The sequence below is a fragment of the Pseudomonas sp. PVC-5-1 genome (assembly GCF_057444345.1).
This window is the reverse complement of record NZ_CM172024.1, coordinates 4,403,898-4,419,215: the sequence shown is the minus strand read 5'-3', so window position 1 is coordinate 4,419,215 and position 15,318 is coordinate 4,403,898. Positions and strand designations below refer to the sequence as shown.

At 61.9% G+C, this 15,318-nt stretch carries 13 protein-coding genes; 10 read left to right on the top strand and 3 right to left on the bottom strand.

The window, feature by feature from the left end; translation table 11 throughout:
• The first annotated feature begins 15 nt into the window (after positions 1-15).
• The 10 genes from AC2T3R_RS20230 (at position 16) to AC2T3R_RS20185 (ending at position 9,218) form a co-directional block, all read left to right on the top strand.
• Positions 16-912, top strand: a complete 897-nt coding sequence (locus AC2T3R_RS20230; RefSeq protein WP_054571840.1) for a nitrilase family protein — start codon at positions 16-18, stop codon at positions 910-912.
• 10 nt (positions 913-922) lie between these two features.
• Positions 923-2,074 carry a hypothetical protein gene (locus AC2T3R_RS20225; RefSeq protein ID WP_486744174.1) on the top strand — a complete coding sequence of 384 codons (1,152 nt, stop codon included), beginning with the start codon at positions 923-925 and terminating at the stop codon, positions 2,072-2,074.
• A complete protein-coding gene (locus AC2T3R_RS20220; RefSeq protein WP_410953641.1) occupies positions 2,071-3,060 on the top strand; it encodes an asparaginase in 990 nt (329 codons plus the stop codon). The genes AC2T3R_RS20225 and AC2T3R_RS20220 overlap by 4 nt, the downstream gene beginning before the upstream one ends.
• Before the next feature lie 91 nt (positions 3,061-3,151).
• Positions 3,152-3,703, top strand: a complete 552-nt coding sequence (locus AC2T3R_RS20215; RefSeq protein ID WP_100413306.1) for a UPF0149 family protein — start codon at positions 3,152-3,154, stop codon at positions 3,701-3,703.
• Positions 3,704-3,708: 5 nt separating this feature from the next.
• Entirely contained in the window at positions 3,709-4,266 is a 558-nt protein-coding gene (locus AC2T3R_RS20210; protein ID WP_085721556.1) for a UPF0149 family protein, read from the top strand.
• Positions 4,267-4,545: 279 nt separating this feature from the next.
• The gene (locus AC2T3R_RS20205) at positions 4,546-5,175 is read left to right on the top strand and encodes a glutathione S-transferase family protein (RefSeq protein ID WP_015271508.1); all 630 of its coding nucleotides are present in this window, start codon (positions 4,546-4,548) and stop codon (positions 5,173-5,175) included.
• A gap of 27 nt (positions 5,176-5,202) precedes the next feature.
• On the top strand, positions 5,203-7,239 hold the full coding sequence (locus AC2T3R_RS20200) for a pyridoxamine 5'-phosphate oxidase family protein (RefSeq protein ID WP_486744173.1): 2,037 nt from the start codon (positions 5,203-5,205) through the stop codon (positions 7,237-7,239).
• Between the two features lie 213 nt (positions 7,240-7,452).
• The gene (locus tag AC2T3R_RS20195) at positions 7,453-8,349 is read left to right on the top strand and encodes a LysR family transcriptional regulator (RefSeq protein WP_410953643.1); all 897 of its coding nucleotides are present in this window, start codon (positions 7,453-7,455) and stop codon (positions 8,347-8,349) included.
• A gap of 352 nt (positions 8,350-8,701) precedes the next feature.
• On the top strand, positions 8,702-8,941 hold the full coding sequence (locus AC2T3R_RS20190) for a type II toxin-antitoxin system RelB/DinJ family antitoxin (protein ID WP_207838200.1): 240 nt from the start codon (positions 8,702-8,704) through the stop codon (positions 8,939-8,941).
• Entirely contained in the window at positions 8,931-9,218 is a 288-nt protein-coding gene (locus AC2T3R_RS20185) for a type II toxin-antitoxin system RelE family toxin (protein ID WP_241105932.1), read from the top strand. Before AC2T3R_RS20190 ends, AC2T3R_RS20185 begins: the two co-directional genes overlap by 11 nt.
• A gap of 234 nt (positions 9,219-9,452) precedes the next feature.
• On the opposite strand, the gene AC2T3R_RS20180 is transcribed toward AC2T3R_RS20185, so the two are convergent.
• From AC2T3R_RS20180 to AC2T3R_RS20170, 3 genes are all read right to left on the bottom strand, one after another.
• Positions 9,453-9,989, bottom strand: a complete 537-nt coding sequence (locus AC2T3R_RS20180; protein ID WP_486744172.1) for a BRO-N domain-containing protein — start codon at positions 9,987-9,989, stop codon at positions 9,453-9,455.
• Positions 9,990-10,188: 199 nt separating this feature from the next.
• Positions 10,189-11,439 (bottom strand): ribonucleotide-diphosphate reductase subunit beta, encoded by a 1,251-nt coding sequence (locus AC2T3R_RS20175; RefSeq protein WP_015271500.1) that lies wholly within the window; start codon positions 11,437-11,439, stop codon positions 10,189-10,191.
• A 246-nt stretch (positions 11,440-11,685) separates the two neighbouring features.
• Positions 11,686-14,565 carry a ribonucleoside-diphosphate reductase subunit alpha gene (locus tag AC2T3R_RS20170; protein WP_013973842.1) on the bottom strand — a complete coding sequence of 960 codons (2,880 nt, stop codon included), beginning with the start codon at positions 14,563-14,565 and terminating at the stop codon, positions 11,686-11,688.
• Positions 14,566-15,318 lie beyond the last annotated feature (753 nt).

The following is a 15,318-nucleotide window of genomic DNA, read 5'->3' as shown; positions in this document are numbered from 1 at the left end:
TAAAAGGAAGCCGCCATGTCTGAACACTGCACGCCCGTTAGCCCCGTACGTATCGCTGTCATCCAGTACGACCCTCAGGTCGGGCTGGAGCATTGCGATGGCAACCTGAGCAAGGGCCTGGCATTGGCCCGGTGCGCGGCGCGTGAAGGCGCCAACCTGATCGTGTTACCCGAGCTGGCCAACACCGGCTACACCTTCCACACGCGTGCAGAGGCCTATGCCCATGCCGAAACGCTGGAGGAGGGGCGCAGCCTGAAAGCCTGGGCGGATTTCGCCAAGGAGTACCAGGTATATCTGGCTGCGGGTTTTGCCGAACGCGAGGGACTGAAACTTTTCGACAGTGCCGCACTGTTCGGTCCGCAAGGCTTGCTCGGGCATTACCGCAAGGCGCACCTGTGGAACCAGGAAAAGCTCTGGTTCACCCCTGGCGACCTGGGCTTCCCAGTGTTCGAGACACCGATCGGCCGTATCGGCCTGCTGATCTGCTGGGATATCTGGTTCCCGGAAGTGCCGCGGCTGATGGCTGCGCAAGGCGCCGACATCATCTGCAGCCTGAACAACTGGGTATGGACGCCGCCACCGCTGTTCGATGAATCAGGGCGCTGCATGGCGTCCTACCTGACCATGACGGCGGCACACGCCAACAACGTCTATATCGCTGCCGCCAATCGTATAGGTAGCGAGCGGGGTGGTCGCTTCCTGGGCTGTTCACTGATTGCCGGTACCAATGGCTGGCCTATTGGCGAGGTGGCCAGTGCAGAGGAGGAGGGCATTCTCTACGCTGATGTCGACCTCAGCAGCGCCCGCTCGGCTCCGATCTGGAACAGCCTCAACGACTTGCCGCGGGACAGGCGCACCGATCTTTACGATGCGACGCTTGGCTATCGCCTTCATGCACCTATGCCCCGCTGAGGAGTTGCACATGAAAACGCAACTCTTCCCCAACCGGCAGCGTTCGTCGGTGTTGATCCTTGCCTGCCTGCTGGTGCTGCTGGCCGCCAGCCTCGTACAGGGCCAATGGCCGGACTACACGCAATTGGCAGCGACGCTTGATCAGCCGCTAAGCCGCTTGCGTTGGATAGTTGGTGATATCAGCGAAGTGGCCTTCTATAAGCACGAGTTGCCCGCCCTGGGCTTGCTACTGGGAGCTTGCCTGGCGCATTGGGCCCATGTGCATGGGTATCGCTGGCACGGCTTTGCCATCTGCTACGGCAGCGGACTATGGCCGTGGGTATTCACCAGTTCACTGCTGGGCTTGTTGCTCAGTCACGCGTTGTGGGGATGGACCTTGGCCAGTGGCACCTGGCAACCAACCTTCGTTGCTTTCGTATCCTTGCCAGCAGCCATGGTGCTGTTGTTTGGTGCGGGTTGGCAGGTGACTATCACCGGCGCACTGCTGGGAGCGCTGTTGGTAACACCAGCCAGCCTGTTGATGGTCAACTACCTGTGCTATCCCCTGCAGTTGCCGGTGGTAGTCGGCAACGTAAGTGGCATGGCGCTGGCAAGCGTGATTGCGTTCATGCTGTGCTGGCGCTTTCCATCATGGGTACGGCCCAGCCACCCGACCGCCGCACCTGAATCCGATGCGGCCCAGCCCGACTACGGTGTGGCCTGGACCTTGCGGCGTGTACTGGCCGATTTCAGCGAAGCGCCATTCTTCGGTAATGAACTGGCCAGCCTCGGGCTACTGTTGGGGGTGTTCCTGGCATACATGCTGGCCCCCGCTGCGCCAGTCTACGGTTCGCTGCTGATACCGCTGGTTGCCGGGCAGGCGCTGGCATCACTGGTGGGAGTCGTGTTCTGGCGTCGCCAATGGCAGGCGCGAGGCTGGTACCCCACTTACATTCCCATCGTCTCTATCGTACCTGCCGCTGTGCTCACCCACGGTGGAGACTGGCAAGTGGTCGTAGCCAGTGCAGTGCTGGGCGCGCTGGTAGCGCCACCGTTGGCAGTGGCCATCAGTCAGCGCTTGCCGGCCTACATGCATGGTTACATCGGCAATGTAGTGTCGATGGCCATCAGCACACTGGCGATCGTTCCGCTGGTCGGGCTGCTTGCTGGAGGTGGCGTATGAAAGCGCATGCAAACCTGCCCAAGTTGTCGATTGCCAGCCTTGGAGGGACGGTGAGCATGCGGGCAAGTGCGAGCGAATGGGGGGTGATGCCCAAGCTTGACTGCGATGAACAACTGGCCGAGTTGCCGCAACTGCGTGAGATGGCCCAGCTTGAAGCTGCCACTCTGGGTCTGCTCCCCAGTGCCTCGCTGGGCTTTGCGGCGATGCTCGAGGTGCTGGCCTGGGCCCGGGGCGAGGTGGCTCGCGGAGCACACGCGGTGATACTGACCCAAGGTACCGACAGCCTCGAGGAAACGGCGTATTTCCTCGATCTGCTCTGGCCATTCGATGCGCCATTGGTAATGACCGGTGCCATGCGCGCGGCCAGCCAGCCGGGCAACGACGGCCCGGCCAACCTGCTGGCTGCGGCGCAGGTTGCACTGGCGCCGGGCAGCCGTGGGCGCGGCGTTCTGGTACTGATGAATGATCAGGTCCACTGTGCTGCAAGGGTTCGCAAGACGGCAAGCCTCGCGATGGCTGCATTCGAATCGCCCGGGTGCGGAGCGCTGGGCGATGTTGTGGAAGGTGCCGTGGTATATCGTCAGCCACCTGGCCCACGAGATGTGCTGCCGTTACCGCATCGCACCGAGCACCGGGTTGCAATGCTGGAAGCGTGCCTGGACGCAGATACGGCGTTGTTGAAGGCTACAGCGGCACTGGGCTACGAGGGGCTGGTCATCGCCGGTTTTGGTGCCGGCCACGTTTCCGGTAGCTGGTCCGAAGTGCTTGGCCATCTCGCGCCTACCTTGCCAGTGATTGTTGCTACCCGCACAGGCAGTGGCCCAACAGCCACGGCCTCTTACGGTTTTGCCGGTGCCGAGATCGATCTGCAGAGCAAGGGGGTACATATGGCGGGGCAGTTGTGTCCGCGCAAGTGTCGCATTCTGCTATGGCTGTTGATCGGAACTGGCAGGCAGCAGCTGCTGCATGGCTGGTTGCCACGTTAAGCAATCTGCCCGCAAAGCTGTAAGCGCGGGCAGCCCTTCGGGCGTTGCTGTGCTAGGGTGCACACACTTTTGCTTCCCAGGATGTTCACCCATGCTCCCCGCACTCAGCGAAAAAGAACTCGACCGCCTCGAAGACCTGCTGATCACCTACGGCAATGACTACTCGGTACTCAACCTGGCCGAGCTCAATGGCTTTTTCACTGCACTGGCCAGCTCACCGACCACTGTCACCCCGGAACAGTGGCTGCCCGCGGTGGCTGGTGGCAAGGTGCCGAAATTCAAGAAGCCGGCGCATGAAGAGGCGTATACGGCATTGATGCTGCGCTATGCCAGCCAGGTGGCGGAGGAGTTGGGGGACGACGTCGATCACTTCGAACCGCTGTTCGAGGAAAGTGAAGGCGAGGCAGGCACGGTGGTCGTGATGGAGGAATGGTGCTTCGGCTATATGCGCGGCACCCAGGTCGCTGGCTGGGCCGAGCTGCCGCCGGAGCAGGACCAACTGCTCAAGGCCATTTCGCTGCATGGGCTGGAGGACAACTTCGAGTTGCTGGACCAGATGAGCGAAGCGGATATCCAGTCCTGCGTGCCTCAGGTGACCGAGGCAGCACGCAGGCTTTACCGTTACCACCGGCTGCAGGATTGACCTCTATGAGTAACCCCATCACCGACCAGGAGTTGGACGAGCTGGGAGAGCTGCTTTTCAAGTATGGCAATGATGACGCGATACTTGATGTCAGTGAACTCGATGGCTTTGTGAATGCCCTATGCAGCTCGCCGCATATGCTGCCACCAAGTGAGTGGCTGCCGGAGGTTTCTGGCGGCAAATTGCCTCGGTTCAAAAGCAAGGCCCAGGCTCAGCGCTACACGGATTTGATCATCAAGTTTTACAATACCGTCGCGATCATGCTCAGCGAAGCCACGGATGAGCTGAATCTGTTCTTTGAGGTCAGAGATACTGCGCAGGGCGAAATTGTAGTGCTTGAAGAGTGGTGCTTCGGGTACATGCGGGGTGTTCGTTTGGGACGATGGACAGAATTACCTGCCCATCTTCAAAAATATCTCGACGCTATTGCCTTGCACGGTTCGGAGGAAAATTTTTCCGTCCTGGACAAGATGAGCCTCGAAGAACACCAAGCCACTGTGCCGTTGGTGGTAGATGCTGTGCATGTTCTTTACCTCTACCAACGGCAGCAGCGATTGGGCTGATTTCTCTGATTTAGCAGGGACCTGTGGGAGCGGCTTTAGCCGCGAACACCGGCGCAGCCGGTGCCAGGCACCGCGTTGGATTCTTCGCGGCTAAAGCCGTTCCCACGGGAGGGTGTAGTGCTTTTGGAGCGGGCTTGCCCGCGAGGAGGCCAGAAGCCTGAGTGCATTATTCCGCTCCGCGAAATTATGGTTTCCCCTCCACACGGATTCTGCTGCCAGCCGAACCGGTGCAGCATGTGCTCCACCAGCCCACCCCGGTGCTGATCAGGAGCCAAGCCAATGTCGAACCCGATCAAGCTTTACAACTTCCCCAAGTCCGGCCACGCCCATCGCATCGAGCTGATGCTTTCGCTGCTGAACCTGCCCACCGAGCTGGTGTTCGTCGACCTGGCCAAAGGCGCGCACAAGCAGCCGGACTTCCTGGCCCTCAACCCGTTCGGCCAGGTCCCGGTCATAGACGACAACGGCACGGTGATCGCCGACTCCAATGCCATCCTGGTGTACCTGGCCAAGAAGTACGACAACGGCACCTGGCTCCCCGAGGAGCCCGCTGCCGCCGCCCGCGTCCAGCGCTGGCTGTCGGTCGCTGCCGGCCCGTTGGCCTTCGGCCCTGCTGCCGCGCGTCTGGTCACGGTGTTCGGAGCCTCGTTCAACACCGACGAAGTGATTACCCGCGCCCATACCCTGCTGAAGGTGATCGACGCCGAGCTGGCCAAAACGCCCTTCCTGGCCGGTAGCACACCCACCATCGCCGATATCGCCAACTACTCCTACATCGCCCACGCACCGGAGGGCAATGTGTCGCTGGAGCCCTATGCCAACGTACGCAGCTGGCTGGCGCGGATCGAGGCGCTGCCGCGCTTCGTGCCCATGCCACGCACCGTGATCGGCCTGCAGACCAGCGCCTGATATCCCGCCACTGCGAGGAACGCCGCCATGCAACAGAACCCGGACCACCACTCCTCGCCCTGGCATGCGGGGGAGAAGACCCTGCAGGAAAAAGCCGGTGTCGCGGAGCGCATGGAGGCGTTCGGGCAGAAGGTCATTCGTGACTACATGCCCGACCAGCATCGTATTTTCTATCACCAGTTGCCGTTCATGGTCGCCGCCAGCGTGGACGCACTGGGGCGGCCCTGGGCAACGCTGCTGGAAGGGCCGGAAGGTTTCGTCAGCTCGCCGGACCCGCGCCAGCTGACGATCGACACTCAACTGCCAGCAGACGATCCCGCCACCCCGGGGCTGGCTGCCGGGCAGGCGGTCGGCCTGCTGGGGATCGAACTGCACACCCGCCGGCGCAACCGCCTCAACGGCCAGATCCACCAGGCCGGCGACGGGCAACTGCAGGTGACTGTGGAGCAGTCGTTCGGCAACTGCCCGCAGTACATCCAGCTGCGTGACTACACCCGTGTCGCGGAACCCGCCCAAGGGCGTGTCGATGCGACGACGCTCGATGCCTCGGCTATCAGCATGATCCAGGCAGCCGACACCTTCTTTGTCGCCAGCTATGTCGAGCATGTCGACGGCCAGCGTTCGGTGGATGTCTCCCACCGTGGCGGGCGGCCCGGGTTCATCAAGGTCGAAGGCAACCGCCTCACCATTCCCGACTATGCTGGCAACCTGCACTTCAACACCTTGGGCAACCTGCTGGTGAACCCGCAAGCAGGGTTGCTATTCATCGATTTCAGCAACGGCAACGTGTTGCAGCTATACGGGCATGCCGAGTTGCTGCTGGACAGCCCCGCCATCCAGGCGTTCGAAGGCGCCGAGCGCTTGTGGACGCTGGAGGTCGAGCAGGTGGTGCGGCGCCCGGCTGCCGTTTCCCTGCGTTGGGCCTTCAAGGAGTACGCCCCGACCAGCCTGATGACCGGCACCTGGGCCGAGGCCGACATACGCCTGCAGCAACGCCAGCGGCAGCGCCAATGGCAGGCCTGGCGTGTGCTGCGGGTGGAGCAGGAAAGCCGTGATATCCGCTCGTTCTACCTTGAGCCTCCTGCTGGCAGTGCGATGGCCTTTGCGCCCGGGCAGCATGTTCCGGTGCAAGTCCAGCTCGACGGTGAGGCGGCGCTGATCCGCACCTACAGCCTGTCCAGCGCGCCTTCCGACGGTTACCTGCGCATCAGCGTCAAAGCCCAGGGCCCGGCCTCGCGGCACCTGCATGAGCACGTCGTGGCAGGCGATGTGCTGAACGTGCGCTCGCCGATGGGCAGCTTCACGCTGGACCAGCAGAGTACGCGGCCGCTGGTGCTGATCGGCGCGGGTGTGGGTATCACGCCGTTACTGGCCATGCTGCGCGAGCAGTTGAGCAAGGGGCAGGCACGGCGCATTCATCTGTTCCATGGTGCGCGCAGCCTGGCCGACCTGCCGTTCCGTGAGGAGCTGGCAAGTTTGCGGCAACAGGCCGGCGGCCTGCTGCACGTTTACCGCGCCCTGAGCCAGCCGGAAGAGCATGCGCTGGCGGGGCGTGATTACGAGTTTGCCGGTCGGCTGGGTATCGAGCAGGTCAAGGCGACGCTGGCGCTGGACGACTACGATTTCTACCTGTGCGGCCCAGGCAGTTTTACCCAGGACCTGTATGAAGGGCTGCGCGGGCTGCATGTGCCGGATGCGCGGATTCATGCCGAAGCCTTTGGCCCGTCAACGCTCCGGCGGCACACCGACGATGACCAGCCCACCCTGCAACAGCCGCCCGCGGCCAGCGAGCCGGTGCCGGTGTACTTTGCGGCTTCGGCCAAGGAGGCGCGCTGGGCGCCCGGTAGCGGGACGCTGCTGGAGCTGGCCGAGGCTCGCGGATTGTCGCCGGAGTTCAGTTGCCGAGGTGGGTCGTGTGGTACCTGCAAGACACGGTTGGTCAGTGGTCAGGTGCATTACCCGAACCCGCCGGCCGAGCTGCCGGAGGCGGGGTCGGTGCTGATCTGTTGTGCCGTGCCGGCGCGGGTCGAGGAGGGGGGGCAGGCGTTGGTGCTGGATATCTGATCGTGCGCGGTCCCCTGTAGGAGCGGCCTTGTGTCGCGAAAGGGCCGCAGCGCGGCCCCAGGATTTCAGTAGTGAAGCATTAATTGCTGGGGCTGCTGTGCAGCCCTTTCGCGACACAAGGCCGCTCCTACAAGGGACCGCGTACGGGACAGAGGCAACACAAAACGCTCGGATGAAAGATAATCCCGGCACTTCATAGCCCCAGGAGCCCGCATGGACCAGATCCACCTGATGAAGGTGTTCGTCGCCGTAGGCGAGCTGGAAAGCTTCGCCGCCGCTGCCCGCCGTCTGGACATCTCCCCTGCCGCAGTCACCCGCGCCGTTAGCGCCCTGGAGGATCAGCTGGGGGTCAAACTGCTGCTGCGCACCACCCGCAGCGTACGCCTGACCGAAGCCGGTGGCCGCTATCTGGAAGACACCCGCCATATCCTCGCCAGCATCCACGAGGCCAACGAAGCCGCCGCCGGCATCAACTCAACCCCCAAGGGGGACCTTGCCGTCACCGCGCCCATCCTGTTCGGCAAGAAGTTCGTCATGCCGTGCATCGTCCACTACCTGCAGCAGTACCCCGAGGTCGACGTTTCCGCCTACTTCCTCGACCGCATCGTCAACATGGTCGAAGAGGGCATGGACGTGGCCGTTCGTATCGGCCCCTTGCCCGACTCCGGGCTCAAAGCACTGCGGGTGGGCAGGGTCCGGCGCATGCTGTGCGCCTCTCCCGAATATCTGGCGCGCCATGGCGTGCCGAAGCACCCGTCCGACCTGGCGGAGCATGCGGTGATCGGCACCACCAACCTGTCGCCGCGAGCCGGCTGGCGTTTCGGAGTAACCGATGAACCAACGTTGGTGCGCATGAAGCCTCGCTTGACGGTGACCAGCAATGACGGGGCAATCGCTGCCGCCAGCGGCGGGTTGGGAATTGCCCGCCTGCTGTCGTATCAGGTCGCGGATGAGGTGGCCAGTGGGCAGTTGCAGGTGATCCTTGCCGAATACGAAGAGGCGCCGTGGCCAATCCATATACTGCACCGGGAGAGCAAGTACGGTTCGGCCAAGGTCAGGGCCTTCATCGACATGCTGGCGCAGGATTTGCGAGCCCAGCAGCTGGATTGAAGTCGTGGACGGTACCTCTACCCTGAGCTATCTTCAGAACTGGCCTCGCCCTCGACCACGTAGACTGGCATGTCCAGTCCCGGCACCTTGTGGTGCCGCACCCCCTTGTCGGCGTGGGCGAGGCCTCTCAATTCGTATTCGGCCGCCCAAGGCGGTCGAGCCTGCTCGACCACTGCCATTCTGAAATCTCCCGAGCTACGCGATCCCCGTGGGAGCGGCCTTTTGCCGCGAAAGGGCTGCGCCGCACCCCAGCAGTTCATGTCGCACTGCTGAGCCCCAGACAAACTGCCATTGCGAAATCGAAATGACGCGTGCATTGTAATGACAAACGTCTTTACCTTAGGGCCGACCCATGGCATCCATCAACATACGTGTCGACGACGAACTCAAAGCCCGCGCATACAAAGAGCTTGAGCGCCTCGGCGTTACCCCCTCCGAACTCATGCGCCAGGCTCTGCAATATGTTGCAGAGCGAGGCAAGCTGCCCTTCCGCCCTGTCCTGATGACTGAGGACGATGAAGATCTCATTGCGACTGTGAAAGAGCGGCTTGCTTCCCCGCAGCGCGTGAGGGTCCAGTTGGATGACCTATAGCCTCGACTTCGATTCACGTGCATTGAAAGAGTGGAAGAAGCTGGGCGATACGGTGCGTCAGCAGTTCAAGAAGAAACTGGCGGAAGTTCTGCTGAACCCTCGAATCGAGGCAAATCGCCTTCACTCGCTGCCTGACTGCTACAAGATAAAGCTGCGCAGCAGCGGGTATCGACTGGTCTATCAGGTCATTGACCAAGAGATCGTGGTTTTTGTCGTCGCTGTTGATCGTCGCGAACGGGACCAGGCATACAAGAAGGCTGCCGAGCGGCTTGAATAGACTTCAGGGATCTGGCGGTTCCAAGGTATCTCAGGGTACAGCGCAGCCCATAAGCTAGCGCTGTACCTGTGGGAGCGGGCGTGCCCGCGAAGAATGCGACGCGGTGGATGGCACCGGCTGTGCCGGTGTTCGCGGCCACGGCCGCTCCCACAGGTACAGCATTAACCTGAAGCCACCGCAGTACCTGTGGGAGCGGTTCACCCGCGAAGAGGCCCGCCCAGGCAAACCCGCCGCTTAAACCCCATGCAATCGCAGCGCCCGCTGCGCACACTCCCGCCAACTCAACTTCGGCTGCTCTACTGGCGGCAGCTGTTGCACTTCCCCAGCCAGCACCACCGGCATATCCCGCATCCTCACCCAAGGCTCACTCTGCCAATACAACAACGTCGCGCTCTGTCCCCCAGGCCAGCACATCTGCCCCAGTCGCGGGACATCTTCCACCCCGTCTTCCTGCCGATCACGCAACACCGCCACCACCTCATGCGTCAGCCACCAACGCAGATGCCGGTTCTCCGGCACATGGTGATGCGCCAACAAGGTATACGCCCCGGACTCGCTGACCATCGTGGTTTCCTGGTACTTGCCATAGCGCAGCAACTGCACGGAGCGGTACTGATCTGGGTCGAGCTTGCGCATGCAGTGTTCGTCGTAGAAGTGACCACTCAGCCGGCCGAGTTCGTGGGCGCAAAACCAGGCTTGGGATTCGAGCCAGAGGGTGTGGAGGGGGCGGTTGCGGCGGGTGAAGAGGGTAGGTGTATTGAAACTGTCCATCTTGGCCATCCTGAATTGGAGAGCCGCAGCTAACGGGAACGGAATACCGCTGCGTGAGCGTTCTTAAGCGCCGACAGACGTTATCGCGACGATACAAAAGTCACAATGAGAACCTTGTAGGAAGCTTCCACTTCGGCTTTTTTCCTGCCAATAAAAAAGGCTGCCAATCGGCAGCCTTCTCTATGCTTCGCTCGGATTATCAATCCCAGCTCAACGCCCCACCAGTCTGATACTCGATCACACGGGTCTCGAAGAAGTTCTTCTCTTTCTTCAAGTCCATGATCTCGCTCATCCAAGGGAACGGGTTGGTGGTCCCTGGGTACTCTTCCTTCAGGCCAATCTGGGTCAGGCGACGGTTGGCGATGAACTTGAGGTAGTCTTCCATCATCGCTGCGTTCATGCCCAGCACGCCGCGAGGCATGGTGTCACGGGCGTATTCGATCTCCAGCTGGGTCCCTTGCAGGATCATCTGGGTCGCTTCTTCCTTCATCGCCGCGTCCCACAGGTGCGGGTTCTCGATCTTGATCTGGTTGATCACGTCGATACCGAAGTTCAGGTGCATCGACTCGTCACGCAGGATGTACTGGAACTGCTCGGCCACGCCGGTCATCTTGTTCCGGCGGCCCATGGACAGGATCTGGGTGAAGCCGCAGTAGAAGAAGATGCCTTCCAGCACGCAGTAGTAGGCGATCAGGTTGCGCAGCAGCTCTTTGTCGGTTTCGACGGTGCCGGTGTTGAATTCCGGATCGGAGATGGCGCGGGTGTACTTCAGGCCCCAGGCGGCTTTCTTCGCTACCGACGGGATCTCGTGGTACATGTTGAAGATCTCGCCTTCATCCATGCCCAGCGACTCGATGCAGTACTGGTAGGCGTGGGTGTGGATCGCCTCTTCGAAGGCCTGGCGCAGGATGTACTGGCGGCACTCCGGGTTGGTGATCAGGCGGTACACGGCCAGGGCCAGGTTGTTGGCTACCAGCGAGTCGGCAGTGGAGAAGAAGCCGAGGTTGCGCATGACGATGCGACGCTCGTCTTCGGTCAGGCCGTCCATGCTCTTCCACAGGGCGATGTCGGCGGTCATGTTGACCTCTTGCGGCATCCAGTGGTTGGCGCAGCCGTCCAGGTACTTCTGCCAGGCCCAGTCGTACTTGAACGGTACCAGCTGGTTGAGGTCGGCGCGGCAGTTGATCATGCGCTTTTCGTCAACACGCACGCGGGCGCTGGAGCCTTCCAGCTCGGCCAGGCCTTCGGCGATGTCGAGGTCGTTCAGGGCAGCCTTGGCGCGCTTGACTGCGTCGGAGTCGTCGGCGGTGGCGGCACGGGCTTCCAGGGCGGCGGCACCACCGGCGCTGTCGAGCTTGTCGAGGGTGGCGGCGGCAGCGGCCTGCGCAGGGGTGTTGCCTTTGGCGGCTACTTCGCCGTCTTCTTTATCGAATTCGTCCCAACTCAGCATGGTGAGATGCTCCTGCTTGAGGGCCATCTATCAAGTATGGCCGGTGGATCTTGGTTGCGGTGCGGTGCACGCAAATCTGAGGTGCCCGAAAAGGGCTGGCCGCGGCTTTGCAGCCACGGCTTGTTGTGTCTGGCTGTGGAGAGGCGGCGGGAGTGCCGGCCTCATCGCGGGTGAACCCGCTCCCACAGGGTCCGCAGTGGTGCGGAAAACGCGTTGAGGCTTCCCGCAGGAAGCCTCGGCCTGGCCTTACTGGCAGGCTTCGCAGTCAGGCTCGTCGATCGCGCAGGCCTTCGGCACTGGCGCAGGGCCGGCTGCCTGGACCGGGGCGCTGTCGCCACCGCTGGAAACGGCGTTGAGCTTGCCGGTGTTGATGGTCGACTTCTCGGTGCTGGTCGCGGCCAGGGCACGGAGGTAGTAGGTGGTCTTCAGGCCACGGTACCAGGCCATGCGGTAGGTAACGTCCAGCTTCTTGCCCGAGGCGCCGGCGATGTACAGGTTCAGCGACTGGGCCTGGTCGATCCACTTCTGGCGACGCGAGGCGGCATCGACGATCCACTTGGTCTCGACTTCGAACGCGGTGGCGTACAGGTCCTTCAGCTCTTGCGGGATACGCTCGATCTGCTGCACCGAACCGTCGTAGTACTTCAGGTCGTTGATCATTACCGAGTCCCACAGGCCACGGGCCTTCAGGTCGCGGACCAGGTACGGGTTGATCACGGTGAACTCGCCCGACAGGTTCGATTTCACGTACAGGTTCTGGTAGGTCGGCTCGATGGACTGCGACACGCCGGTGATGTTGGCGATGGTCGCGGTCGGCGCGATGGCCATGATGTTCGAGTTACGAATACCTTTCTTGACGCGCTCGCGTACCGGGGCCCAGTCCAGGGACTCTTCCAGGTTGACGTCGATGTACTTGGCGCCACGGGCCTCGATCAGGATCTGTTGCGAATCCAGCGGCAGGATGCCCTTGGACCACAGCGAACCCTGGAAGGTCTCGTACGCACCGCGCTCGTCGGCCAGGTCGCAGGACGCCTGGATGGCGTAGAAGCTGACCGCTTCCATCGACTTGTCGGCGAACTCGACGGCAGCATCGGAGCCGTACGGAATGTGCTGCAGGTACAGCGCATCCTGGAAGCCCATGATGCCCAGGCCGACCGGGCGGTGCTTGAAGTTCGAGTTACGCGCTTGCGGCACCGAGTAGTAGTTGATGTCGATCACGTTGTCGAGCATGCGCACGGCGGTGTTCACGGTGCGTTGCAGCTTGGCGGTGTCCAGCTTGCCGTCGACGATGTGGTTCGGCAGGTTGATCGAGCCCAGGTTGCAGACCGCGATCTCGTCCTTGTTGGTGTTCAGGGTGATCTCGGTGCACAGGTTCGAGCTGTGGACCACGCCCACGTGCTGCTGCGGCGAACGCAGGTTGCACGGGTCCTTGAAGGTCAGCCACGGGTGGCCGGTCTCGAACAGCATCGACAGCATCTTGCGCCACAGGTCTTTGGCCTGGATGGTCTTGAACACCTTGATCTTGTTGTACTCGGTCAGGGCTTCGTAGTACTCGTAGCGCTCTTCGAAGGCCTTGCCGGTCAGGTCGTGCAGGTCTGGCACTTCCGAAGGCGAGAACAGGGTCCACTTGCCGTCATCGAAGACACGCTTCATGAACAGGTCAGGGATCCAGTTGGCGGTGTTCATGTCGTGGGTACGACGACGGTCATCACCGGTGTTCTTGCGCAGCTCGATGAATTCTTCGATGTCCAGGTGCCAGGTTTCCAGGTAGGCACACACGGCGCCCTTGCGCTTGCCACCCTGGTTGACGGCAACGGCGGTGTCGTTGACCACTTTCAGGAACGGAACCACGCCCTGGGATTTGCCGTTGGTGCCCTTGATGTAGGAGCCCAGTGCACGCACAGGGGTCCAGTCGTTGCCCAGGCCACCGGCGAATTTCGACAGCATGGCGTTGTCGTGGATCGCGTGGTAGATGCCCGACAGGTCGTCCGGCACGGTGGTCAGGTAGCAGCTGGACAGCTGCGGGCGCAGGGTGCCGGCGTTGAACAGGGTCGGGGTCGAGGCCATGTAGTCGAAGGACGACAACAGGTTGTAGAACTCGATGGCACGGGCTTCTTTGTCTTTCTCTTCCAGCGCCAGGCCCATGGCCACACGCATGAAGAACACCTGTGGCAGCTCGAAGCGCACGCCATCCTTGTGGATGAAGTAGCGGTCGTACAGAGTCTGCAGGCCCAGGTAGGTGAATTGCTGGTCACGCTCGTGGTCGATGGCCTTGCCCAGGCGCTCCAGGTCGTAGCCTTTCAGGGCCGGGTCCAGCAGCTCGAACTCGACGCCTTTCTCGACATAGGCCGGCAGGGCCTTGGCGTACAGGTCGGCCATTTCGTGGTGGGTGGCGCTCTCGGCCACGTTCAGGAAGCCCAGGCCTTCGGCACGCAGGGTGTCCATCAGCAGGCGGGCGGTCACGAACGAGTAGTTCGGCTCGCGCTCCACCAGGGTACGGGCGGTCATCACCAGGGCAGTGTTGACGTCCTTGATGGCCACGCCGTCGTACAGGTTCTTCAGGGTATCGCGCTGGATCAGGTCGCCATCGACTTCGGCCAGGCCTTCGCAGGCTTCGCTGATGATGGTGTTCAGGCGGGCCATGTCGAGCGGCGCCAGGCTGCCGTCGGCCAGGGTGATGCGAATGCTCGGGTGCGGCTCGACCACGGACTCGGTGTTGACGCGGGTGGCACGCTCCTTGGCGCGCTGCTCACGGTAGATCACGTAGTCACGGGCGACCTTCTGCTCGCCGGCGCGCATCAGGGCCAGTTCGACCTGGTCCTGGATTTCTTCGATGTGGATGGTGCCACCCGATGGCATGCGACGTTTGAACGTGGCGGTGACCTGCTCGGTCAGGCGCGCGACGGTGTCGTGGATGCGCGACGAAGCGGCGGCGGTGCCGCCTTCAACTGCGAGGAACGCCTTGGTGATGGCCACGGTGATCTTGTCGTCGGTGTAGGGGACGACAGTGCCGTTACGCTTGATCACGCGCAGTTGGCCGGGAGCGGTGGCGGCCAGATCCTGGTTGGAATCGGCGGCCTGCGGCACCTTGGCCTGCGGGTTCTCGCGAGTTGTGTCGGTTTGCATGGGTGGGTGTCTCCACAGTTTCTATATTGTTCAGGCGCCTTTTGGGCGCCCACCGTTCCGTCCACTTGCTCGATGGCCTGGCGGGGATGGGCAATGCATGCGCATCCGCCCGCGCGGGCGTACCAACTTCGGGACAGACTCAGGAATAAGGGGCAATGGCTCGCCGCTCCCTGGCCGAAGTCAAAGGTTCTGGGCCGGGCCCAAAAACTGTTGCTGATGGATGCCAGGCCTGGCCTGCAACACCCATACCCGAACAAGGCCCTGGAGGGGCTTGCCTCGGTCGCCCTCCGCAGGAGCGGTTTGGCTGCTGGAATCACTTGAAGTTCACCCGATAAATCGCTTGATTTTGCGGGTTGACTTTTGTGTGTGATTTTGCACGAAACCCTATATCTAGTGGTTCGCTGCGATCGGGATACAAGATAATGCGGTATCGGGGGCTTTGCAAGGCGAGCGCCTGTGGATAACTTGTGCGTACTTTGTGAGTGAATGGTGGGTATTCGCTGTAGGCCTTGTGCCAAGTGGTTTGCAGTATTTTTCTGCGTCTTGCTGCCCCGGGGCAGAATTTTTCGGGCGCGAACCCTATCACAAAAAACGGTTCAGTCGAGGGGCTGCTGGCAGGTTGGCAGTGCCCGGGGGCGGGACGTAGTATCCGAAGCAGATGTTGCCTTTTGGTTAAAGGGTATGTTGCCTGCACCGGCCCCTTCGCGGGCACGCCCCACAGGTACTGCACAGGGTTCGAAAGCGGTGCGGTCC

Bases quoted from the DNA above. Each gene is read 5' to 3' on its own strand.
- AC2T3R_RS20190 (WP_207838200.1), top strand. From the start codon at position 8,702: ATGGCATCCATCAACATACGTGTCGACGACGAACTCAAAGCCCGCGCA.
- AC2T3R_RS20180 (WP_486744172.1), bottom strand. From the start codon at position 9,989: ATGGACAGTTTCAATACACCTACCCTCTTCACCCGCCGCAACCGCCCC.
- AC2T3R_RS20200 (WP_486744173.1), top strand. From the start codon at position 5,203: ATGCAACAGAACCCGGACCACCACTCCTCGCCCTGGCATGCGGGGGAG.
- AC2T3R_RS20230 (WP_054571840.1), top strand. From the start codon at position 16: ATGTCTGAACACTGCACGCCCGTTAGCCCCGTACGTATCGCTGTCATC.
- AC2T3R_RS20195 (WP_410953643.1), top strand. From the start codon at position 7,453: ATGGACCAGATCCACCTGATGAAGGTGTTCGTCGCCGTAGGCGAGCTG.
- AC2T3R_RS20175 (WP_015271500.1), bottom strand. From the start codon at position 11,439: ATGCTGAGTTGGGACGAATTCGATAAAGAAGACGGCGAAGTAGCCGCC.
- AC2T3R_RS20170 (WP_013973842.1), bottom strand. From the start codon at position 14,565: ATGCAAACCGACACAACTCGCGAGAACCCGCAGGCCAAGGTGCCGCAG.
- AC2T3R_RS20215 (WP_100413306.1), top strand. From the start codon at position 3,152: ATGCTCCCCGCACTCAGCGAAAAAGAACTCGACCGCCTCGAAGACCTG.
- AC2T3R_RS20220 (WP_410953641.1), top strand. From the start codon at position 2,071: ATGAAAGCGCATGCAAACCTGCCCAAGTTGTCGATTGCCAGCCTTGGA.
- AC2T3R_RS20225 (WP_486744174.1), top strand. From the start codon at position 923: ATGAAAACGCAACTCTTCCCCAACCGGCAGCGTTCGTCGGTGTTGATC.
- AC2T3R_RS20185 (WP_241105932.1), top strand. From the start codon at position 8,931: ATGACCTATAGCCTCGACTTCGATTCACGTGCATTGAAAGAGTGGAAG.
- AC2T3R_RS20210 (WP_085721556.1), top strand. From the start codon at position 3,709: ATGAGTAACCCCATCACCGACCAGGAGTTGGACGAGCTGGGAGAGCTG.
- AC2T3R_RS20205 (WP_015271508.1), top strand. From the start codon at position 4,546: ATGTCGAACCCGATCAAGCTTTACAACTTCCCCAAGTCCGGCCACGCC.